At 65.6% G+C, this 21,132-nt stretch carries 15 protein-coding genes; 7 read left to right on the top strand and 8 right to left on the bottom strand.

The window, feature by feature from the left end; translation table 11 throughout:
• Positions 1 to 53 precede the first annotated feature (53 nt).
• Positions 54 to 1,346 carry a nicotinate phosphoribosyltransferase gene (gene pncB, locus KVX96_RS01820; protein ID WP_261195357.1) on the top strand — a complete coding sequence of 431 codons (1,293 nt, stop codon included), beginning with the start codon at positions 54 to 56 and terminating at the stop codon, positions 1,344 to 1,346.
• Here the strand turns inward: pncB and KVX96_RS01815 are convergent.
• From KVX96_RS01815 to KVX96_RS01780, 8 genes are all read right to left on the bottom strand, one after another.
• Positions 1,343 to 2,335, bottom strand: coding sequence for a phosphotransferase enzyme family protein (locus KVX96_RS01815; protein ID WP_261192454.1), 993 nt, complete (start codon positions 2,333 to 2,335; stop codon positions 1,343 to 1,345). The genes pncB and KVX96_RS01815 overlap by 4 nt on opposite strands.
• A complete protein-coding gene (locus tag KVX96_RS01810) occupies positions 2,332 to 3,609 on the bottom strand; it encodes an aspartate aminotransferase family protein (RefSeq protein WP_261192453.1) in 1,278 nt (425 codons plus the stop codon). Before KVX96_RS01810 ends, KVX96_RS01815 begins: the two co-directional genes overlap by 4 nt.
• Positions 3,606 to 4,028 (bottom strand): alternative ribosome rescue aminoacyl-tRNA hydrolase ArfB, encoded by a 423-nt coding sequence (arfB, locus tag KVX96_RS01805; RefSeq protein ID WP_261192451.1) that lies wholly within the window; start codon positions 4,026 to 4,028, stop codon positions 3,606 to 3,608. Before arfB ends, KVX96_RS01810 begins: the two co-directional genes overlap by 4 nt.
• Positions 4,029 to 4,387: 359 nt before the next feature.
• Positions 4,388 to 5,011, bottom strand: coding sequence for a queuosine precursor transporter (locus KVX96_RS01800; protein ID WP_261192450.1), 624 nt, complete (start codon positions 5,009 to 5,011; stop codon positions 4,388 to 4,390).
• A 98-nt stretch (positions 5,012 to 5,109) separates the two neighbouring features.
• Positions 5,110 to 5,994, bottom strand: coding sequence for an esterase-like activity of phytase family protein (locus KVX96_RS01795; RefSeq protein WP_261192449.1), 885 nt, complete (start codon positions 5,992 to 5,994; stop codon positions 5,110 to 5,112).
• Positions 5,967 to 6,836 carry a penicillin-insensitive murein endopeptidase gene (gene mepA / locus KVX96_RS01790; RefSeq protein WP_261192448.1) on the bottom strand — a complete coding sequence of 290 codons (870 nt, stop codon included), beginning with the start codon at positions 6,834 to 6,836 and terminating at the stop codon, positions 5,967 to 5,969. The genes KVX96_RS01795 and mepA overlap by 28 nt, the downstream gene beginning before the upstream one ends.
• A 33-nt stretch (positions 6,837 to 6,869) precedes the next feature.
• Positions 6,870 to 8,231 carry an MFS transporter gene (locus KVX96_RS01785; protein ID WP_261192447.1) on the bottom strand — a complete coding sequence of 454 codons (1,362 nt, stop codon included), beginning with the start codon at positions 8,229 to 8,231 and terminating at the stop codon, positions 6,870 to 6,872.
• Between the two features lie 148 nt (positions 8,232 to 8,379).
• A complete protein-coding gene (locus KVX96_RS01780) occupies positions 8,380 to 8,916 on the bottom strand; it encodes an acyl-CoA thioesterase (RefSeq protein ID WP_261192446.1) in 537 nt (178 codons plus the stop codon).
• 157 nt (positions 8,917 to 9,073) lie between these two features.
• Between KVX96_RS01780 and KVX96_RS01775 the strand changes: the two genes are divergently transcribed.
• The 6 genes from KVX96_RS01775 to KVX96_RS01750 all read left to right on the top strand — a co-directional run bounded on the left by KVX96_RS01775 (position 9,074) and on the right by KVX96_RS01750 (position 21,125).
• On the top strand, positions 9,074 to 9,361 hold the full coding sequence (locus KVX96_RS01775; RefSeq protein WP_261192444.1) for a YggT family protein: 288 nt from the start codon (positions 9,074 to 9,076) through the stop codon (positions 9,359 to 9,361).
• Positions 9,362 to 9,444: 83 nt separating this feature from the next.
• Positions 9,445 to 11,484, top strand: coding sequence for a DNA helicase RecQ (gene recQ, locus KVX96_RS01770; RefSeq protein WP_261192443.1), 2,040 nt, complete (start codon positions 9,445 to 9,447; stop codon positions 11,482 to 11,484).
• A 19-nt stretch (positions 11,485 to 11,503) separates the two neighbouring features.
• Positions 11,504 to 12,301, top strand: a complete 798-nt coding sequence (gene yaaA, locus KVX96_RS01765) for a peroxide stress protein YaaA (RefSeq protein ID WP_261192442.1) — start codon at positions 11,504 to 11,506, stop codon at positions 12,299 to 12,301.
• Between the two features lie 62 nt (positions 12,302 to 12,363).
• On the top strand, positions 12,364 to 17,808 hold the full coding sequence (locus tag KVX96_RS01760) for an alpha-2-macroglobulin family protein (protein WP_261192439.1): 5,445 nt from the start codon (positions 12,364 to 12,366) through the stop codon (positions 17,806 to 17,808).
• The gene (gene pbpC / locus KVX96_RS01755) at positions 17,805 to 19,841 is read left to right on the top strand and encodes a penicillin-binding protein 1C (protein ID WP_261192438.1); all 2,037 of its coding nucleotides are present in this window, start codon (positions 17,805 to 17,807) and stop codon (positions 19,839 to 19,841) included. Before KVX96_RS01760 ends, pbpC begins: the two co-directional genes overlap by 4 nt.
• A gap of 90 nt (positions 19,842 to 19,931) precedes the next feature.
• Positions 19,932 to 21,125, top strand: coding sequence for a glycine C-acetyltransferase (locus KVX96_RS01750; protein ID WP_261192437.1), 1,194 nt, complete (start codon positions 19,932 to 19,934; stop codon positions 21,123 to 21,125).
• Positions 21,126 to 21,132: the final 7 nt, after the last annotated feature.

Below are 21,132 nucleotides of genomic sequence, written 5' to 3'. Positions count from 1 at the left end.
CGCCACCGGGCTGCGATACCGAAGGTGGCGAAAACGCAATGAAAGGCAGGGCCTTGGTCGATATCGCGACGCGCGTCTACAATCACAAGTGGAAGATCGATCCGATCGTCCGCTCGCTGATCGACACCGATTTCTACAAGCTGCTGATGTGCCAATCGGTGTTTCGCAACAAGCCCGAAACGCAGGTCACCTTCAGCCTGATCAACCGCAGCAAAGACATCCGGCTCGCCGAGCTGATCGACGAGGGCGAGCTGCGCGAACAGCTCGATCACATCCGCTCGCTGTCGCTGTCGCGCGGGGAAAGCACATGGCTGCGCGGCAATACGTTTTATGGCAAGCGCCAGATGTTTCGCTCCGATTTCATGGAATGGTTCGAAGCGCTGCGCCTCCCGCCCTATCATCTGGAAAAGCGCGATGGGCAGTATGAGCTGACGTTCGAGGGCCGCTGGCCCGAGGTGATGCTCTGGGAAATCCCGGCGCTTTCGGTGCTGATGGAGCTGCGCTCCCGCGCCGTGCTGGCCCCGATGGGACGGTTTGAGCTGCAGGTGCTTTATGCACGCGCGATGACGAAGCTTTGGGAGAAGGTCGAGCGCCTGCGCGAGGTGCCCGATCTGCGGCTTGCGGATTTCGGCACCCGGCGGCGGCACAGCTTCCTGTGGCAGGATTGGTGCGTGCAGGCGATGCTGGAAGGGCTGGGCGACAAGTTCATCGGTACCTCCAACTGCCTCATCGCCATGCGCCGCGAGGTGGAGGCGATCGGCACCAACGCCCATGAACTGCCGATGGTCTATTCCGCGCTGGCCGAAGGCGACGCCGCGCTCAAACAAGCGCCCTATGATGTGCTCGCCGACTGGCACGAGGAGCACTCCGGCAACCTGCGCATTATCCTGCCCGACACTTACGGCACCGAGGGCTTCCTGCGCGACGCACCGGATTGGCTGGCCGGGTGGACGGGGATCCGCATCGATTCCGGCGATCCGGCGAAGGGTGCGGAAACGGCGATCCGCTGGTGGCAATCGCGCGGCGAGGATCCGCGCCAGAAGCTGATCATTTTTTCCGACGGGCTGGACGTGGACAAGATCGCGGAGCTTGCGGCGCAGTTTGCAGGCCGCGCCCGCGTGTCCTTCGGCTGGGGCACCTTGATGACGAATGATTTCCGCGGTCTCACCGAAAATGACGCCCTCGCGCCCTTCTCGCTCGTCTGCAAAGCGGTCAGCGCAGATGGCCGCCCCACGGTGAAACTGTCGGACAATCCCAACAAGGCGATGGGCCCGGCCGACGAGGTCGCCCGGTACAAGCGTGTCTTCGGCGTGGCCGATCAGGAGCGTTTCGAGGTGGTGGTTTAAGCCGCCGCGCCGAAGAAATCCCCGCTTTCAAAGGCCCGCAGTGCGCGAATGGCCCGCGCGGCATAGGCTTTGGTTTCGGGGGCCTGCGGCGCGTAGCGGCCAATCACCCAGCCGCAGGAAGCCATGCAGCGCAGCACGGTGAAGGCCGGCAGCAGCGCTTCGGCGCGTGCGGAAAGCGGCATCTCCTCCCGGTAGCCTGCGCAGAGCGCTGCGGCCAGAGCCGCGGCATTGGGCAGCTCCCAGTTCTGGGACATCGCTACGCCGAGCTCGTAAAGCCGGGGGCCGAAAGCGCCGTCATCGAAATCGATCAGGCAGAGCGTGTCACCGGCGACAAACACGTTTTCGCGCAGCGCATCGGCATGGATCAGGCCAAAGCCGCCGGGCATGTCGGAGGCCTCTTCGATGGCCTCGCGCAAGGCGGGCCGCAAGGCGTTCAGCGCCTCGGCCTCATCCGGTGCAAGCGCCGGGTTCTCCCAGAAACGGCCCCAGAGCGGATCCTCGCCCAGCAGGCCGTCGGCATCGAAGCGGGGGCGGGTGAAGGTTGGCGGCAGTTCCAGCCCGTCGCTGATCCGGTGCAACTGTCCAAGCTCCCGCCCCAGTGCGGTGAAACGGTCCACCTGCGTTTGAGCCGAGCCTTTAAGCGGCGCACCGCCTTCGCCCAATTGCGCGCCCTCCATCCAGCTGACCATGCTGGCCAGCCGCCCGGCCTCCGGCACGTGCGTGCAAAGCGCGCCGCTGCGCGTGGGGATCGGACGCGGCACGCGCAGGCCTTCGCGGGCGAGCGATTGCGTCCAGAGAAGCTCCGACAGGATCGCGGCCTCGGATTGGTAGCCGGGGCGGTGCAGGCGCAGGGCGGCTTTCGTGCCCTGATGGCCGTGTACCTCAAAAACCGCGTTTTCGCGGTTCTTGATCAGGCGCGGGGTTTGAACCGGGGCCTCCCAAGCCTTTAGCGCGGCTTCGGCGAAGGCGATGGCCTCTGCGTCCTTCATGCCAGCGCCCGTACCGAGGTGAGGGCATTGTCCATGGTGTCCACCAGCAGATCGGCGTTCTCGCGGGAGAAGACGCAAGGAGGGCGGACTTTCAGGATGTTGTCGTGCCGCCCTTCGCTGTGCAGCAGCACGCCGCGCGCGCGCATCTCGTTGATGACGCCATCGCAGAGCGCCGTCGCCGGGGCATCATCGACCACCAGTTCTGCACCGAAGAACAGGCCCGAGCCGCGCACATCGGCGATGCAATCGTGCTGTGCGGCCAGCTCGCGCAGGAGCGAAAGCGCATAGGCCCCGGTGCTTTCGGCGTTCTCGCGAATACCTTCCTCCTCGATCACCTCAAGCGTCGCGTGGGCGGCGGCGGCCGATACCGGGTTTCCACCGAAGGTGTTGAAATACTTGAAAGACTCCTGAAAAGCCTCAAGGATTTCAGGCCGGGTGACGGCTGCGGCCACCGGATGGCCATTGGCCATGGGCTTGCCGAGCGTCACGATGTCGGGCGCGAAACCGAGCTTCTCATGGCCCCACCAATCACTGCCCAGCCGCCCGAACCCGGGCTGCACCTCATCAGCGATGATCAGCCCGCCCGCCGCGCGCACGGCGGCGATGGCCTCGTCCAGAAAACCGCGCTCCAGCGTCGGGAAGCCTTCATTGGCGAAATAGGGGCAGATGATCAGCGCCGACACACCGTGACCGCTGGCCTGAAGCTCCGCGATGGCCGTTTTCACATGGGCCGCGAAAGCCGCGCCCTGCCCTTCGCGACTGCCGCCGACCGGCGCGAGGTTGTCCGGCGCGGGCACCTTGCGCACGTGATCGGCATAGCCACCTATGGGCACTTTGGAGGCATTGAGCTGGCTCACGGCCGCGGTATTGCCGTGGTAGGTGTTGTCGGTTCCGATCAGCCCCGTCTTGCCGGTGACGGCCTGCGCAAACCGCAGAGCAAGATCATTGGCCTCGGAGCCGGAGCAGACCATGATCGCGCTGGAAAGCCCGTGATCGAACTTTGCAAACAGCGCTTCCAAGTAGTCCACCACGCGGGCGTTCATGTAGCGGGTGTGCACGTTGAGCGTCGCCGCTTGCGCCGCGATGGCCTCCACCACCTTGGGGTGACAATGGCCCACGTGGGGCACATTGTTGTAGCAATCCAGATACTTGCGCCCTTGCGCATCCCAGAGCCACACGCCTTCACCGCGCACAACATGCACGGGCTCGCGGTAGAATGTCGTCACGTGGCGGCCCATGGCGCGCTGGCGCCGCGTCTGCAGATCTTCTGTCATTCGTCCTTGCTCACCTTGCCGCGCAGGGCCTTCACCTGCCCGCGTTTGACCTTCGTATCCACCCGGCGGCGCTTGGAGGCCAGCGTGGGCCGCGTCTTGATGCGCGGCTTGGGGCGGATCAGGGATTGGCGGATCATCTCGGCCAGCCGCTCTTGCGCGATCTCGCGGTTGCGGGCCTGACTACGGGTGTCTTCCACGCGGATCACGATGGCGCCGTCGCTGGTCCACTTCCGCCCTGCGATGCGCCGCAGCCGCGCCTTGGCGTGGGGCGGCAGATTGGGGCTGCGCTCCGCCTCGAAGCGCAGTTCCACCGCGGTGGAGACCTTGTTGACATTCTGCCCCCCCGGCCCGGAGGAGCGGCTGAAGCTTTCGGTCAGCTCCCAGTCAGCAAGGGTGATATCGTCGTTGATCCGCAACATGGGCGCACCCTAGCCGCGGGCGCGGGTGGCTTCCAGATGTATAGACCCGGGGAGGTATTACATTTTCTCAGGCAGCTAGGCCGGATGCGATGTTGAGCACACCCCCCGACCGGCCAAAATGAAAGAGCCCCCGCGGCATCTGCGCGGGGGCTCCTCTCGAGAATTGGAGGTGGCAAGCGGTACTCCTAGATCGCAGAGCCCGAAGCCAGGGATTGAGTAGAGGGGCTGCCCCCTAAACCTTCACCTCGCTCGTAACCTTCACCAGCTGCTCCTGTTTCCCAATGATCATTGGCACCTCCTTTCTGGTTAACTTGTCCGTACTTGAAGCGTGCCACAGATCTGGTGTTTGTCAAAACATTTTACGCAGCATCTGGCATCAATCTGTGCACGATTGCGCGAAACGGCACCAAAGCGAGCAAAGCCAGCGAAAGTTTGACCATCCAGTCGGCAATCGCGAGAGAGACCCAGAGCGGCGCAACAGGGCCAACCCCGAGGATCGGAAGCATCTCACCGGCCCAAGAGACGTCATTGGCCGGCTCAAGGAAGGTGAGCGTGGCCGAGAAGGCGATGGTGAAGAAGATCACCGTATCGAGCGTGGAGCCGATCAGCGTCGAGGCCAGCGGCGCACGCCACCAGCGGCCCTCGCGCAGGCGGTCGAAGATGGCGACGTCCATCAACTGGGCGGTGAGGAAGGCGAGGCCAGAGGCTAGCGCGATGCGCAGGGTCACCAGCGGGCCGAACTCGCCCATGATCTGCGTGCCGATGAAGGAGCAGAGGATACCGGTCACGAAACCGGCGAACACCACCTTGCGGGCGGTGGCGGCACCGTAGACACGGTTCATTACATCGGTGACGAGGAAGGCGAGCGGATAGGTAAAGGCACCCCAAGTGAGCCAGTTGCCGAACAGGAACTGCACCAGGATGTTGGAGGCCACCACGATGGCGGCCATGGCGAGAACGCCGGGGATAAGGGCACGTTGCATTTGCTTTTGTCCGTTTTTTACAAGGTCGCGGAGACTTGGGGCGCCGCGTTTCAGGCGCTAAGGGCGCGCGTTTAACGGCGCTGGCAAAGAATAGCAAGCTATTCGTGAATACGGTATTCCACGAACTCGGTGCGCTGGAAGGCTTTGAAGTTGTCGTCCGAGATCATCGTTATGCGCAGGTGGCCCTCGGAATCGCGCCAGACGGAGAGCCCTTCGAGGTTGTCATGCGTGCCCGCGCGGGTGGAGAGCAGGATTTCCTCGGCACCCAGCACAGGCCCCCGGAACGAAAACCGGCGCAGTCGGGTCTCAAAGCCCAGTAGCCCGCTCAGGTTACGCTCCAGCAGATAAAATTTGCCGTCCGGCCCGAAATCGGCCCCAACCGGAAGATGCGGACCGTGGCGCGGAAGGGCGAAGGGCTGGCTCCACCCCCCCTTCCTGTATCGATAGACAGGGAAGGGCCGGTCCAGCCGACCAGAGCGTTCAGGCAGCGTATAGAGCGTGCCTTTTCGGTCGATCGCCAGCGCCTCCAGCGAGGAGTTGTTCTGCATGCCACGAAAATCATCATGGCGCGGCAGCCAGGCCGCCTCGCCGCCAAAACTGCTGTAGGTCCAGACCCGGTGCTGGCCCTCGAAGGAGACGTAGATCCGCCCGTCGGCGCGCACGGCGAGCCCCTCGGCATCGCCCGCCTTGCCCGGCGCGGGCCGGCCGTCGGGATCACGCAGCGGGGCGAGCGCATCCAATTTCGCGCCCGTGATCCGCCCGTCTTCGCGCAGGAAATGGCCCTGCGCGATGCTGCCCCTGTCGGAGACTGTCAGAAAGCGTTGGCCGCCCGGATAGACGTGCAAGCCCGAGAAACCGCCGAAACGGGGATCGGAATCGCGCCAGGTGGTGCGGCTCATCAGTTCGAGGCGGGGCTCCGCGAAGGCGGGCCCGAAGGCCCAGCCCAAGAGGACAATCAGCGCGAGCGCAAGACGGAGGTGCATTGTTGGGGCAGATCCGCGAGCGTCAGCTCACGCCTTGGTTTGGGAGCAGGCGCATTGGGGTCGCGCGGTTTGGGCGGCGGCGGGTTGAGGATGTTGTTCACCCATTGTTGTGCCTCGGCGCAGCCGTCGCCCTTGGGCGGCGCGGCCTGATCGACGCAGCCTTTTGCCCCACGCGGGCAGTTCAGGCGCACATGGAAATGGTAGTGATGCCCCCACCATGGGCGGATCTTGCGCAGGTAAGCGCGATTGCCCTTTTCATCCTTGCACATCTGCACCTTGGCACCGGGGAACACGAAAATCCGCGCTGTGGCCTTGTCGCTCGCGGCGGCCTTGATGATCTCGTGATGGGCCTTTGTCCATTTGCTGTTCACAAAGGCGCCTTCATTACGGCGTAGGGAGACCGACGAGATATTCTCTCGCTCTCGCCGGGAAAGCGAGAGATCCGTGGCCGGCAGCATCCAGATGTCGATGTCGAGCCCGATCTGGTGCGAGCGGTGCCCCGAGAGCATCGGCCCGCCGCGCGGCTGAGAAATATCGCCGATGTAGAGCCCTTTCCAGCCGGGCTGGGCGGCGGCTTTCTTGCTCAGGCGTTCAATGAATTCGATGGTCTCCGGGTGGCCCCAGTTGCGGTTGCGGCTCAGGCGCATGGCCTGCCAGCGGGGGCCGGTTTCCGGCAGTTCGACGCCTCCGGCAAGGCAGCCCTTCGCGTAGCTGCCATAGGGGGAGGCTTTCTGTTGGGATCCTTCGGCTGCCTTGCCGAAGTATTGCTTGGCCGCTGTGTCCGCCTGCGCACTTGTTGCCAGACAGAGGGCAAACAGCGCGCCGATCATCAGGCGTAACATGAGGCTGCTCTTTCTCTATCGATACCGGGTAGGTCAGTGTTTTTCTATTTTCACCCAGCGTAGCAGAATGAGCCCGATAAGGAAGAGGGCGATCAGGGGCAGGATGCCAACGCGTTGCGATCCGCTCAAATCCGAGGCCACGGCGATGGCCGCCGGGGCGAGGAAGGATGTGGCCTTCCCTGCCAGCGCATAAAGGCCAAAGCCTTCCGTCATCCGCGCCGGATTGGCCTGCAGCACGAGCATGGTGCGGCTCGCCGATTGCAGTGCACCACCGGCCGCGCCGATCACGCCGCCAGAGACGAAAAACAGGATATCGGGCAGGTTAGAGCCTTCAGGTACGGGGATGCCCATCACGCTTTCCCGCGAGATGGAGACGATCAGCGCACAGACGATCAGATGCGCGATGATGCTGGTGATGATCACCGGGCGCGGCCCGAAGCGCTGATCCGCCCGCCCGCCGATCCAGGCGAAGATGGCCCCGGTGATAGCCGCCATGATGCCGAAAACGCCGATCTCGACAACGGACCAGCCCAGCACGCCCAGCGCGTAAATTCCGCCGAACGTGTAAAGGCCGTTCAGCGCGTCGCGGTAGAACATCGACGAGGTGAGATAGGCGAGGAAGCTCGGGTTGTTGGGCAGGGAGGAAAGCGTTTTCCAGAGATCGCGCAGGGCATCGCCAAGGCGGATGCGGGTCTCCTGCGCCACGGGTGGTTCCTTTACCCAGAGGAAGAAGGGGATCATGAAAACGGCATACCAGACAGCCGTAAGCGGGCCGACAGACCGCGTGCCTTCGCGCGCCGCCGCATCCAGCCCCAGCGCGGGCGGATTGCCCAGCAGCGTGACGCCATCGGCGTTTTCGGCAAGGAAAAGCAGCATCAGCGCCAGCGCGATCACGCCGCCGGAATAGCCAAGCGCCCAGCCGGAGCCGGAAATCCGCCCGATCTGATCGCGGGGGCCAAGGGTCGGCAACAGGGCATTGGTGAAGATCGTGGCGAATTCGGCCCCAAACAGGCCGATCCCGAAGAACAGCAGAGCCACGGGAACGCTGAAGTTTTCCGGCGCGGTGAACCAGAGCCCCGCCGCCCCAACCACGTAGAAAACCGAAAAAAGCCGGATCCACGGCATTCTGCGCCCTGCGCCGTCGGCCAATGCGCCCAGAACGGGGGCGAGAAAGGCAATCGCAAGGCCGGTGATGGTCAGCCCATAGCCCCAATAGGCCTGCGCCTGCGCAGCGGCCGCCGGGCGCTCCAGCCCGCCGTCCATCAGGGATTGGGTCACGACTTCCGCGAAATAAGGGCCGAAGATGAAGGTCAGCAGCAGGGTGGCGTACGGCTGGCTGGCCCAGTCGAACATCATCCATCCCCAAACCCGGCGTTTCGCCACGTTTTCCGTCATCGCCGTCCCCTGATCGGTCCTTTTCGGATCCTGCCAATGCACAGCCAAGAGAGGCCGCTTGCCCAAAGTGAGCTAAACCCATTCGTTCGGATCGGGCAAGGGCTGATCTGCTCGCCTTAAGGGAGAGTCCGGCTGAATTAGGCTCTTGTCAGCCCGGCAGGACAGGCGGCCAAACCCTTGTATCTTCAGCCGCAATCCATGCCGAAACCCAGCCCGGCAGTTGTGGGCTCTCCGGATCCGCTCCAACCACGGCGCAAAATTTTTGCGGTGCGACAATGCCGTTTCGATCGGTGATGGCCGAGCGCAGCAGGGCCTGGCTGGTGCATTCCCCGTTACGCCACATGGATTGGTCAATGTAGATGAAGCGGGCATCCCAGCCGATCACGCGGGTTTTCATCGTGAACCGCTGGAACATGCGGATGCGGCGGCGGTAGCGCACGGAGGAGCCGGCGATGGTCAGGCCCCATTTCTCATGCTTCAGAGCCTTGTCGAACCCCATGCGGATCGCCATCGGGATACGGCCGAGATCATAAAGCGTCAGCGTGCGGCCGTTGTTGAGCTCCATGAAGATGTCGATGTCCCACGGCCAACAGATGTGCTGCGTCTCGTTGACTTCGAGAATGCCCATCGGCGGGCGACGGCGGGCGATGAGGATTTCCTTCATCATGCGAATGACGGGGTACATGCGCGGCTCCGGTAAGGTTTGGCTCGGGGATGAGGCCATTTGCCCGCACCCTTTCGCCACGGAAAGCGGTGCACAAGGGAAACGTCGCGGCAGCTTCTTGCCTTGCGCTCAAGGGGGCCTTAGGTGTTTGGAGCCCGAGACGACGAAGGAAGACTCCATGACCTCGCTTTTCCAGATCCTGATGCTGCTGATCGACGTGGCATGGTTCATCATGATCGCTCATATCATCATGAGCTGGCTGATCAATTTCCAGGTTCTGAACCTGCGCCAGCCGCTGGTTTCGCAGATCTGGTACGGGCTGAACCGCCTGCTGGAGCCGGTTTATGGGCGCATCCGCCAGTTCCTGCCGGATACCGGCGGGCTGGATCTCGCCCCGCTGATCGCGCTTCTCGGCCTCTACGCCCTGCGCATCATTCTGGCCAATAACGCGGCGCTCTTCTTCTGAGCTGGCTCTTGTTCACACTTCTTTAGTGTGAAAGATTCGAGGGTAGAGCAGATTTAACGAAAAACGCCAGCACCTCACAGGCCATGCCCGCAGCGGACACGCTTCTTTCCTCGGTCTTCGGATTCCCCGCCTTCCGGCCGGGGCAGGAGGAAATCGTGGATGCCGTGGTGGCCGGGCGCAACACGCTAGCGATCATGCCCACGGGCGGCGGCAAATCGCTCTGCTATCAGCTTCCGGCGCTCACCCGTGAGGGGGTGACGGTCGTCATTTCCCCCCTGATTGCCCTGATGCGCGATCAGGTGCGCGCCCTGCGCGAAGCTGGCGTTGAGGCCGGTGCGCTGACCTCCGGCAACACCGAGGAAGAGACGGACGCCGTTTTCGCGGCGCTGAACGAAGGCCGGCTGAAGCTCCTGTACATGGCGCCCGAGCGGCTCGCGTCCGGCGGAACCCTGCCCTTGCTGCGCCGTGTCGGCACCACGCTGATCGCCGTGGACGAGGCGCATTGCGTCTCCCAATGGGGCCATGATTTCCGCCCCGATTACCTGCGCATCGGCGAGCTGCGCCGGGCGCTCGGCGTGCCGCTTGCCGCCTTCACCGCCACCGCCGACGCCGAGACCCGCGCCGAGATCGTCACGCGGCTGTTTGATGGCGAAGCGCCGGAAACCTTCCTGCACGGGTTTGACCGCCCCAACCTGAACCTCGCCTTCGCCGCGAAAGACAACCCCCGCCGCCAGATCCTCGCCTTCGCCGAGGCCCGCCGCGGCCAATCGGGTATCGTCTATTGCGCCACCCGCGCCAAGACGGAAAGCCTCGCCCGCGCCCTCGCAGACGATGGCCACCCGGCCTGCCACTATCACGGCGGCATGGAGCCCGACGCTCGCCGCGCCGTTGAGGCTCGATTCCAGCAGGAAGACGGCCTAATCGTCGTGGCAACGGTGGCCTTCGGCATGGGGGTCGACAAGCCCGACATCCGCTGGGTCGCCCATGCGGATCTGCCCAAATCCATCGAAGCCTATTATCAGGAGATCGGCCGCGCGGGCCGCGATGGCGCACCGGCAGAAACGCTCACGCTCTTCGGGGCGGATGACATCCGCCTGCGCCGCGCCCAGATCGACGAGGGCCTCGCCCCGCCCGAGCGCCGCGCCGCCGATCACGCCCGCCTCAACGCGCTTCTGGGGCTGGCGGAAGCGCAGAAATGCCGTCGCGAGAGCCTTCTGGCCTATTTTGGCGAAAGCGGCGTGGCCTGTGGCAACTGCGATCTCTGCGAAACTCCGCCGGAGTTGTTTGATGCCACCGAGGCGGTGCGCAAGGCGCTTTCGGCGATCCTGCGCACGGGTGAGTATTTCGGCACCGGCCACCTGACAGACATCCTGCTGGGCAATGAAACCGCCAAGGTGCGCGAGCGCGGCCATGACACGCTGCCCACTTTCGGCGTCGGCAAGGAATTCACCCGCAGCCAGTGGCAGGCGATCTTCCGGCAGATGATGGCGCAGGATCTGGTGCGCCCCGATCCCGAACGCCACGGCGCGCTGCGGATGACGGAACCCGCCCGCCCCATCCTGCGCGGCGAAGCGAGCCTGACCCTGCGCAAGGACAGCGTGAAAGCCGCCAAGAGCCGCCCTGCCGTCAAGATGCTGGTGAGCGAGGAAGATGCGCCGCTGCTGTCGGCCCTCAAGGCCAAGCGCCGCGCGCTGGCCGAGGCGGCGGGTTTCCCGGCCTATATGGTTTTCAACGATCGCACCTTGATCGAGATGGCCGAGAAGCGCCCGGATAGCCGCGATGCCATGGCGCGCATCACTGGCGTCGGGGCCACCAAGCTGGAAAAATATGGCGACGATTTCCTCTCGGTGATCACCGGCGAGGCCCCGGCCCATGATCACCCCGCCCGCCGCGCGCTCTCAGGCCGAGCAGCGGGGGAGGTCTATGACCAGCTTCTGCGCGTGCAGGCCGATCTGGCTCGTGGCCCTGACGGGATGGACAAGCCGATGTCCTGCCCGGCGGGCTTGCTCGCCAAGGTCGCCGCCCTACGTGACGCGGACATGGGCACGCTGGAGCGGCTCCTGGGCAGCAAGCGCGCCGAACGTTTCGCCCCTGCCTTCTACGACGTGCTACAAAACGCCTGACCGAAAGCCGAAAGCCCCGATGCTCACCGTTATCTCCCCCGCCAAGAAGCTCGACGAAACGCCCGCACAAGGCCTGCCCCACACGCTGCCCGATTTTCAGGCCGAAGCCCGCGAACTCGCAAAGGCCGCCGATGCGCTGGGGGCCGCGAAGCTTGGCAAGCTGATGAAACTCTCCGACAGCCTCGCCCGGCTCAACGCGGGCCGTTTTGCGGCTTTTGAGCCGGAGTCGAGCCTTGAGAAAGCCAAACAGGCGGCGCTCATCTTCAATGGCGACACCTACACCGGCCTCGATGCCCAGAGCCTCTCGGCGGAGGATTTCACCTTCGCGCAAACTCACCTGCGCATCCTCTCCGGCCTCTATGGCCTGTTGCGCCCGCTCGACCTGATCCAGCCCTACCGGCTGGAAATGGGCAGCCGTCTGGCCACGAAGCGCGGCAAGTCGCTTTATGAGTACTGGGGCAGCAAGATCGCCGAGGCCCTGAACGCAGCCGCGCAAGAGGCAGGCACCGGGACGCTTGTGAACTGCGCCTCGCAGGAATACTTCGGTGCGGTGGACCGAAATGCGCTGAAAATTGCCGTAATAGAGCCTGTTTTTCTGGAGGAACGGGACGGCAGCGCCAAGATCGTGAGCTTCTTCGCCAAGAAGGCGCGCGGCTCCATGGCGCGCTTCATCATCGACCAGCGCGTCACCCGGCCCGAAGGGCTGCGCGATTTCACCTATGGCGGCTACCGGCTCTCGCAGAGCGAGAGCAGCGACGGGCGGCTCGTCTTCCTGCGAGATTACCCCGAACCGGCCCAAACCAAGCGCGCTTCCTGACCGCTTGACGTTGCCATAACAGGCGGCGTGTGACAGCCTTTCACCATTAGGGAGGGCCCGTCATGCGCCTGTTGATTTCTGGTCTCATTGCAATCGCTTTCGCCGCTGGCCTGTCCGGCCCCATCGCGGCGCAGCCAATCCCCGAACGGCGGCTGATTACCGAACGTGACGTGGATCTGCCGGGCGGGGACATCGGCAGCTATTTCGACACCACTTTTGAGTCCTGCCAGGCCGCTTGTTTCGCCGATCCCTCCTGCACGGCGCTCACCTTCAACAGCCGGTCTGCCAGCTGCTTCCCCAAATCCAACCCCGGCGCGCCCGCCGCCTATGCAGGCGCGATTTCTGGCCGTGTGGCGGTCACCGAGGGCGCCACGCTCCGCCGCGCTGAAGCCCGTGCGGCACAGTTGGATTTCCTGCGCCCCGAGGACCTGGAACAGGCTCTAACACAGGCAAAATTCCTCGGATTACGCCATCCTGCCGGCCAATGGCCAGCCGAAGATCTGGCGCGCGCCGCCCGCGAGCGGGAAGCCGAGGGCGATCTCGTTTCCGCCCAGCGCTTCTATGGCTCCGCCGCCACCGTGGCCGACACCAGCGCGCTCTGGCAGGCCTATGCAAGGCTGGGGCTGAAAATCACGCCCGAAGATCGCTCCGCCATGCGCCGGATGCGCGAGAGCGCGCTTTCGGCTGCCGTCAACGCCTTCCTGCGGGCCGCAACGGCAGAAGACGCCGCCGCGAGCCTGCGGCTGATCGCACGCGGGCTGGATGAAGCGGGGCGCGGCAAGGCCACCATCCCCGCCTTGCGGCTGGCACAGGCCGAAGCTCCTTCCGCCGACGGAGCCGCGCGCCTTGACGCCGCGATCGGCCAATATGGCTTCCGCATCCTCTCCCATGATGCAGAGAACGAGCTTGAATCCCCCCGTATTTGTGCCGAATTCTCGGAAACGCTCGCCAAGGGTCAGGATTACACGTCCTTCGTCGTGCTCCCGGAACCGGGGCTGACCGTCGAAGCTGAGGACCGGCGCATCTGCGTTGGCGGGCTGAGCCATGGCACCCGCTACCAGCTGCGCTTCCGCGAGGGGCTTCCGGCGGAAAGCGGCGAGTCTCTCGCGGCAACGGTCGACATCGCGCTCTACGTGCGGGACCGCAGCCCCTCGGCTCGCTTTCCAGGCCGTGCCTATGTGCTGCCGCTGCATGGCCCCGCGACGCTGCCGGTGGAAACGGTCAACGCAACGGTGGTGGATCTGAAGCTCTTCCGCATGAGCGATCGCAACCTGCTGCGCGCGGTGCAGGAAGATTTCTTCGCTCAAGGGCTAGCCCCCTACCGGCAGGGCGAGTTCGCCAGCCGCATCGCCGCGCCCGTCTGGGAGGGGCAGGGCGAGGTGCGGATGGATCTCAACCGCGCCACCACCACGCGTTTGCCGGTGGGCGAGTTAATCGCCGGCCAGCCTGCCGGGATCTACGCGCTGGAGGCCAGCATCCCCGGCGCGGATCCCTACGAGGCCCAGCCTGCGCTGCAGTGGTTCGTGCGCAGCGACCTGGGGCTTGCCACGATGGGCGGGACGGACGGGCTACACGTGGTTGTTCGCAGCCTGCAAACCGCAGCACCGGTGGTAGGTGCCAAGGTACAGCTTGTGAGCCGTGGCAACGCGATTTTGGCCGAAATAGAGACGGATTCGACAGGTATTGCCCATTTCAACGCAGGCCTGACTCGCGGCTCCGGGGCAAATGCACCTGCGATGGTCTTCGTGCAATCCGGGCCGGAAGATGCGAACTTTCTGTCGCTCACCGAACCGGCGTTTGACCTCTCGGATCGTGGCGTGGAAGGCCGCACCGCACCGGGCCCGATCGACGGCTTTCTTGCCACCGACCGAGGCGCCTACCGGGCGGGGGACACGATTCACGCCACCGCTCTCCTGCGCGACGCCCGCGCGCAAGCGCTGCCCGACCTGCCCGCAACCGCCATCCTGACCCGCCCGGACGGGGTGGAATACAGCCGCCGCCTTTCCTCCGATCCGCTGGCGGGCGGGCATAGCTTTGCCTTCCCCGTGGCATCTGATGCCCCGCGCGGCACGTGGCAGCTGAGCCTTTATGCCGATGTTGACGCCCCCGCACTGGCCCGCGCCCGTGTGCTGGTGGAGGATTTCCTGCCCGAGCGCATCGATTTCACCATTGCCGCCGCCGATAGCCCCCTGCGAAGGGACGCTCCCGCCCTGCTCAACATCAACGCGCGCTACCTTTTTGGCACGCCCGCAGCCGGCCTTCCGGTGGAAGGCGACGTCGCCCTCACGCCGAAGCGCAGCCTTGAAGGCTACGAGGGCTATGTCTTCGGCCTTTACGATCTGCCCGGCCGCACAACGCGGCGCTATATCGAGGACACGCCTCTGACGGATGACGCCGGATTTGCGCAAGTTCAGGCCGATTTCCCCAATTTAGAGACAGAATCCGATCTGCTCACCGCCCGCTTCACCCTGCGTGTTTCCGAGGGGTCTGGCCGCCCCGTGGAGCGCAGCCTCGAAGTCGCCCTGCCGCCGGAACGGGACGTGATCGGCGTAAAGCCCGGCTTTGAGGACGTGGCTCCGGAGAACGGCGAAGCCAGCTTCCGGGTGATCTCGGTTGCGCCTGATGGCAGCCAATCCCCCCGCGCGCTGCGCTGGGTGCTGAACCGCCTCGAAACCCGCTACCAATGGTATCAGCTTTATGGCGACTGGGAGTGGGAGCCCGTCACCACGCGCAGCCGCGTGGCGGAGGGGCAGTTGGAAACCGGCGTTTCCGCCAGCGAACTGGCGGTGCCGGTGGAATGGGGCGAATACGAGCTGGTGCTGGAAACAGAAAGCGGCCCCTACACCGCCACGTCGCATCGTTTCCACGCGGGCTGGTACGCCCCTGCCGACACCAGCACGACGCCGGATGTGCTTTCGATCGCGCTTGATAAGCCTGGCTACAAGATCGGGGAGACGGCCCGCCTCAAGATCACCCCGCGCATGGCAGGCGAGGCGCTGATCACGGTTCTGGCGGACCGCGTGATCGCTATGGAAACCGCCCAGCTCGTGGAGGGCGAAAACGAGATTACCCTGCCTGTGACCGATGATTGGGGCGCGGGCGTCTACGTGAACGCAACGCTGATTGCGCCAGCGCAGTCTCGAAATACACCGCTGCCTGCCCGCCAGTTGGGTATCGCTTACGCCCCGGTCGATCCCGGCAAGCGGGCGCTTTCGGCGCAGTTTGATACGCCACAAGAAGTGCGCCCCGGTGGCCCCATTGACGTGGTGCTTTCGCTTCAGGGCCATGAGCCCTCGCAGCCCGTCTACGCAACGATCTCTGCCGTGGATCTGGGCATCCTCAATATAACCGCGCACCCCTCCCCGGATCCCGCTGGGCACTACTTCGGCCAGCGCAAGCTGGGCGTGGACCTGCGCGATCTCTACGGGCGGCTGATCGACGGCGCATCCGGGGCCGAAGGGCGGCTGCGCTCTGGCGGCGATGCGGGCAATGCCCTGCGGATGCAATCCCCCCCGCCCACCGAAGAGCTGTTGGCGCGTTTCTCAGGCCCGCTGACGGCCGATGCCGACGGGACGTTCCGCATGACTCTCGATCTGCCGCCTTTCAACGGCACGGTCCGGCTCGATGCCGTGCTTTGGTCCGGCGAAGGTGTCGGAGCGGCCACGCAGGACCTGCTGGTCCGTGATCCTGTGGTGGTCACGCCAAGCCTGCCCCGTTTCCTCGCCCCCGGCGACGCCACGAGTCTTGCGCTGGAACTGGCGCATACCAGCGGGCCAGCGGGCGCGGTTTCCGTCTCTGTTTCGGCAGAAAACCTTGAAATCGGCCCCTTCGTGGGTGACGCAATTCCCTTGCCCGAAGCAGGCACCGCGCGGCTGGACATCCCGCTCACGGCACGCGCACCGGGCATGACGGCGCTCTCGCTCGCGATCACCCTGCCCTCCGGCGAAATCCTGCGGCGTGACCTGCAGATCGAGGTTCTGCAAAACGATCCCGCCATTTCCAGCCGCAGCCGGTTCACGCTCGATCCCGGCAAGACCTTTGTGTTCGACGAGGAGGTCTTCGCAGGCTTCCGACCCGCCTCCGCCTCGGCCACCGTCAGCCTCGGCGCTTTGGCCCGACTCGATGCGCCGGCCCTGCTCGCCGGGCTCGCACACTACCCCTATGGCTGCACCGAACAGATCACCTCGCAGGCGCTGCCGCTGCTGTATCTTTCTGATGTGGCGCGTGAAAGCGGCCTGCCCGCGCCTTCCGTTGGCGGCGCGGCCGTGGATGCCGCGATTGCCCGCGTGCTGGCGCGGCAGACGGCCGGGGGCGGTTTTGGCCTCTGGCGCGCCGAAAGCAGCGATCTCTGGCTCGATGCCTATGTGAGCGATTTCCTGTCGCGGGCGCAAAGTCAGGGTTACACCGTGCCCGCAGTGGCCTGGCGTGCGGCGCTGGACAATCTGCGCAATCAGGTGAACTACGCGGCGGACTTTGATCTGGGCGGTGAGGGCCTTGCCTATGCGCTCCACGTTTTGGCGCGTGAAGGTGCCGCGGCGATGAGCGATCTGCGCTATTACGCCGACACCAAAGCGGGCAATTTCGCCACCCCTCTGGCGCTGGCGCAACTGGGCGCAGCCCTTGCGCAATACGGTGATCAACCGCGCGCGGATCGGCTGTTTGCCATTGCACAGAGCCGTATTTCGGGCGGCGATCCCGAGGAAGCCTCCTTCCTGCGACCCGATTTCGGCAGCGCCCGGCGCGACAGCGCGGCGCTGCTCGCGCTCGCGGTGGAAAGCGGCAGCGAGGCGGTTGCGCTCCCGGCGCTTCTTGCGGCGATCACCCCGCCTGATGGGCTGTCACTGGCGTCAACGCAGGAGCTAAGTTGGACCTTGCTTGCCGCCCATGCACTGCACGAAGCCCCTGACAGCGCCATACTTGTTGACGGCCTGCCCGCCGAGGGCCCGCTCGTGCGGTTCCGCGCAGGGGGAGCGAAAGGCGAAACCCGGTTCACCAACAGCGGCAGCGAACCGGTGGAACTGACCCTCACCCGTTTCGGCGTGCCGGACGCGCCTGCCCTAGCCGGGGGCAATGGCTACGCCATCGAGCGCGCCTATTTCACCCCTGAGGGCGATCCGCTGGACATTCGCCAGATCCAGACAGGCACGCGCGCCGTTGCCGTGCTCACGGTGCACCCGTTCAGTGGCCGGGCCGCGCGGCTGATGGTCGATGACCCGCTGCCCGCTGGGCTCGAGATCGAGAATCCCGCCCTTCTGCAATCGGGTGAGATTGGCGCATTGGACTGGATTTCTGCCGTTACAGAGCCTGAAATGGCCGAGTTCCGCAGCGATCGCTTCCTCGCCGCCGTGGATTGGGAGGGCGACGCGCCCTTCACGCTGGCCTATACCGTCCGCGCGGTGCGGCCCGGCAGCTATCACCATCCCGCAGCCCATGTGGAGGACATGTACCGCCCCGCCTACCGCGCTCAGACGGAAGCGAGCCGGATCCATGTCACAGGCACCCGATGAGGCGGCGCGGCTGGGTCTTTGCCCCGGTCGCCGCGCTCTGGGTCGCGGCGCTGGGGGCGGATGCCCTTCGGGACTGGCTGGCCACGGCCCCGGTGCCGCCGCTGCTGGTGGAAACTTCGGTCGAGGTCACCGCGAAAGACGGGCAGTTGCTGCGCGCCTACCTGACATCGGACGGCTACTGGCGCTTGCCCACCCGCGCTGCCGAGGTGGATCCGCTCTACCTCGCCATGCTCATGGCCTATGAAGACAAGCGGTTCTACAGCCACGGCGGGGTGGATTCGCGCGCCGCGCTGCGCGCCGCCGGGCAGGCGCTGCGCCATGGGGAGATCCGCAGCGGTGCATCGACGCTGACGATGCAGACGGCGCGGCTTCTGATGAGGCAGCCGACGCGCCGTTGGCAGGCCAAAGCCGCACAGGTGCGGCTGGCGCTGGCGCTGGAACAGCGTCTTTCGAAATCCGCCATCCTTGGGCTTTATCTGCAGCGCGCGCCCTTTGGCGGCAATCTGGAGGGCCTCGCCTCGGCCTGCCACGCATGGTTCGCCAAACCCTGCCGCCGCCTCAGCCACGGCGAGGCTGCGCTGCTGGTGGCCCTGCCGCAATCGCCGGAGGCGCGCAAACCCGATGAAAACCCTGCCCGGGCAAAAGCCGCGCGCGACAGGGTGCTTGCCCGGGCGCTGGCGGCGGGCCTCCTGACGCCTGCAGACCATGATCGGGCCGAGTCAGAGCCTGTTTTGGCCAAGCGCCACGCCTTTCCTGCCCATGCCCCCCATCTTGCCGATCGCGCCCTTGCCCTCGCTCCGGAGGCCGCAACCCATCGGCTGAGCCTTGATCCGGCGGCCCAAACGGCCCTGCAGGATCTGGCCCGCCGGAGCCTTGCCGCCCAGCCTGCCGAGATGCAGATCGCCCTCCTCGCCGTTGAGACGCAGACGGGGCGGATCGTGGCCTCGGTGGGATCGGCCGGGATCACCGGGCCGCGCGCCGGCTTCGTGGACATGACGCGCGCCCTGCGCTCGCCCGGCTCAACGTTGAAACCGCTGGTCTACGGGTTGGCGTTTGACGCAGGCCGGGCGCACCCCGAAAGCCTGATCGACGATCACCCCATCCGCTTCGGCACCTACGCGCCGCAGAACTTCGACGGTCTGTACCGTGGCCGCCTGCCCGTGCGCGAGGCGCTGCAGCTTTCGCTCAACACACCTGTCGTGGCGCTCACCGACGAGATCGGCCCGGCGCGGCTGTTGCAGGCGATGCGGCAGGCCGGGATGGCCCCCGCGCTGCCCGGTGGCACGCCGGGGCTGGCGCTGGCGCTTGGCGGCGTGGGCGTTTCGCTGGAGGATCTTGTAGCGCTTTACGCCGGCATCGCCTCGGGCGGCATCGCACGGCCTCTGTACTGGCAGGAAGGCCCCCCGCCAGAACACGGCAAAACGCGCTTTCTTGGCCCCGTCCCGGCCTTCTATGTCACCGACATCCTGCGTGGCCTGCCTCCGCCGGAAGGCTCTAAACAAGGCGATATCGCTTATAAAACCGGGACATCCTACGGCCATCGCGACGCCTGGGCCATTGGCTATGACGGGGCGCATACCATCGGTGTCTGGATGGGGCGGCCCGATGCGACGCCTGTGCCCGGTGCCTTCGGTGGCGATCTGGCCGCGCCAGTGCTGTTCGAGGCCTTCGCCCGGATCGCGCCCCGCCGCACGCCCTTCCCGCCCCCGCCGCCGGGCGCGCTGATGCTCAACACCGCCCAACTGCCTGAAGCCCTGCGCTATGCCGCCGGGGCCGAGGCGCGGCAGGGCCCCGAGATGCGCTTTGCTTTCCCGCCGCAGGACGCCGCGCTGCTGCCCGGCCTCCCCTTGATAGCCCGGCTGCAGCATGGCGAGCCGCCCTTCACATGGCTCGCCAATGGCCGCCCGCTGCCTCCCACCCGTGCGCGCCATGCCGAGATCCCGCTGGATGGCCCCGGCTTCCACGCGCTCACCGTAATCGACGCCACAGGTTCCCGCGCGCGGGTTGATTTCCGCCTGCTGCCGGAGGATTAGAGCGAAAACGTCACGCGCGAGTCGCCGCTGAAAGCCCACAGGCGGCCACGCTTGCGCCACACTGCCCCCCGAACCGAAAGAGAGCCGCCCATGCCCGAATCCTTCCTCACTGCCCTGCGCCAGACCCTCGCCGAGATCGATGCCGAGGGGCTCACCAAGCACGAACGCCCGATCCTGTCGCCGCAGGGGGGCACGATCACCGTGGAGGGCGGCCGGCGCGTGGTGAACCTTTGTGCCAACAACTACCTCGGCCTTGCGGACCACCCCGAGCTGATCGCCGCCGCGAAGGCCGGGATGGACAGCCACGGTTTCGGCATGGCCTCGGTGCGCTTCATCTGCGGCACGCAGGATCTGCACCGCACGCTCGAACAGGCGCTGGCGCGCTTTCTGGGCAAGGATGATTCCATCCTCTTCGCCGCCTGTTTTGACGCCAATGGCGCTTTGTTCGAGCCGCTTTTGGGGCCTGAAGATGCTGTCATCTCGGATGCGCTGAACCACGCCTCGATCATCGACGGCATCCGGCTCTGCAAGGCCAAGCGCTACCGTTATGCGAACTCCGACATGCAGGCGCTGGAGGACGCGCTGAATCAGGCGCGCGCCGATGGGGCGCGGCATGTGATGATCGCCACCGATGGCGTTTTCTCGATGGATGGCTACCTTGCGAAGCTGCCCGAGATCACCGCTCTGGCGGAGCGCTACGAGGCGGTGGTGATGGTGGATGATTGCCACGCGACGGGCTTCATGGGCCCGAAGGGCGCGGGTACGCCGCATCACGCGGGCGTGGCCGACAAGGTGGACATCCTCACCGGAACGCTTGGCAAGGCGCTTGGCGGGGCCATCGGCGGCTATATCGCCGGGCCGCAACCGGTGATCGACCTGCTGCGCCAGCGCGCGCGGCCCTATCTCTTCTCCAACGCGCTGCCGCCCTCCGTGGTGGCCGCGGGCCTGACGGCGCTGAAGCTGGTAGAAGAGGGCGACGCGCTGCGGTCGCAGCTGTTTGAGAACACCGCCTACTGGCGCGCGGGGCTGGAAAAGCTCGGCTTCGAATTGCTCCCCGGCGAACACCCGATCGTGCCGGTGATGCTCGGCGATGCGCGGCTCAGCCAGCAGATGGCCAGCACGCTCTATGAGGAGGGCGTCTATGTGGCGGGCTTCTTCTTCCCGGTGGTGCCGCGTGGCACCGCGCGGATCCGGACCCAGATGAATCCGGCTCTAACACAGGCCGATCTGGACCATGCGCTCGCCGCGTTTGAAACCGCTGGCCGCAAAGTGGGGGCACTCTGATGCGCAA

It is taken from the genome of Pseudoruegeria sp. SHC-113 (assembly GCF_025376885.1).
Lineage (GTDB): Bacteria > Pseudomonadota > Alphaproteobacteria > Rhodobacterales > Rhodobacteraceae > Pseudoruegeria.
This window is presented reverse-complemented; position numbering and strand designations above follow the sequence as displayed.

Bases quoted from the DNA above. Each gene is read 5' to 3' on its own strand.
- KVX96_RS01750 (WP_261192437.1), top strand. From the start codon at position 19,932: ATGCCCGAATCCTTCCTCACTGCCCTGCGCCAGACCCTCGCCGAGATC.
- KVX96_RS01795 (WP_261192449.1), bottom strand. From the start codon at position 5,994: ATGCACCTCCGTCTTGCGCTCGCGCTGATTGTCCTCTTGGGCTGGGCC.
- KVX96_RS01810 (WP_261192453.1), bottom strand. From the start codon at position 3,609: ATGACAGAAGATCTGCAGACGCGGCGCCAGCGCGCCATGGGCCGCCAC.
- KVX96_RS01775 (WP_261192444.1), top strand. From the start codon at position 9,074: ATGACCTCGCTTTTCCAGATCCTGATGCTGCTGATCGACGTGGCATGG.
- arfB (WP_261192451.1), bottom strand. From the start codon at position 4,028: ATGTTGCGGATCAACGACGATATCACCCTTGCTGACTGGGAGCTGACC.
- KVX96_RS01815 (WP_261192454.1), bottom strand. From the start codon at position 2,335: ATGAAGGACGCAGAGGCCATCGCCTTCGCCGAAGCCGCGCTAAAGGCT.
- pbpC (WP_261192438.1), top strand. From the start codon at position 17,805: ATGAGGCGGCGCGGCTGGGTCTTTGCCCCGGTCGCCGCGCTCTGGGTC.
- recQ (WP_261192443.1), top strand. From the start codon at position 9,445: ATGCCCGCAGCGGACACGCTTCTTTCCTCGGTCTTCGGATTCCCCGCC.
- mepA (WP_261192448.1), bottom strand. From the start codon at position 6,836: ATGTTACGCCTGATGATCGGCGCGCTGTTTGCCCTCTGTCTGGCAACA.
- KVX96_RS01785 (WP_261192447.1), bottom strand. From the start codon at position 8,231: ATGACGGAAAACGTGGCGAAACGCCGGGTTTGGGGATGGATGATGTTC.
- KVX96_RS01760 (WP_261192439.1), top strand. From the start codon at position 12,364: ATGCGCCTGTTGATTTCTGGTCTCATTGCAATCGCTTTCGCCGCTGGC.
- KVX96_RS01800 (WP_261192450.1), bottom strand. From the start codon at position 5,011: ATGCAACGTGCCCTTATCCCCGGCGTTCTCGCCATGGCCGCCATCGTG.
- yaaA (WP_261192442.1), top strand. From the start codon at position 11,504: ATGCTCACCGTTATCTCCCCCGCCAAGAAGCTCGACGAAACGCCCGCA.
- KVX96_RS01780 (WP_261192446.1), bottom strand. From the start codon at position 8,916: ATGTACCCCGTCATTCGCATGATGAAGGAAATCCTCATCGCCCGCCGT.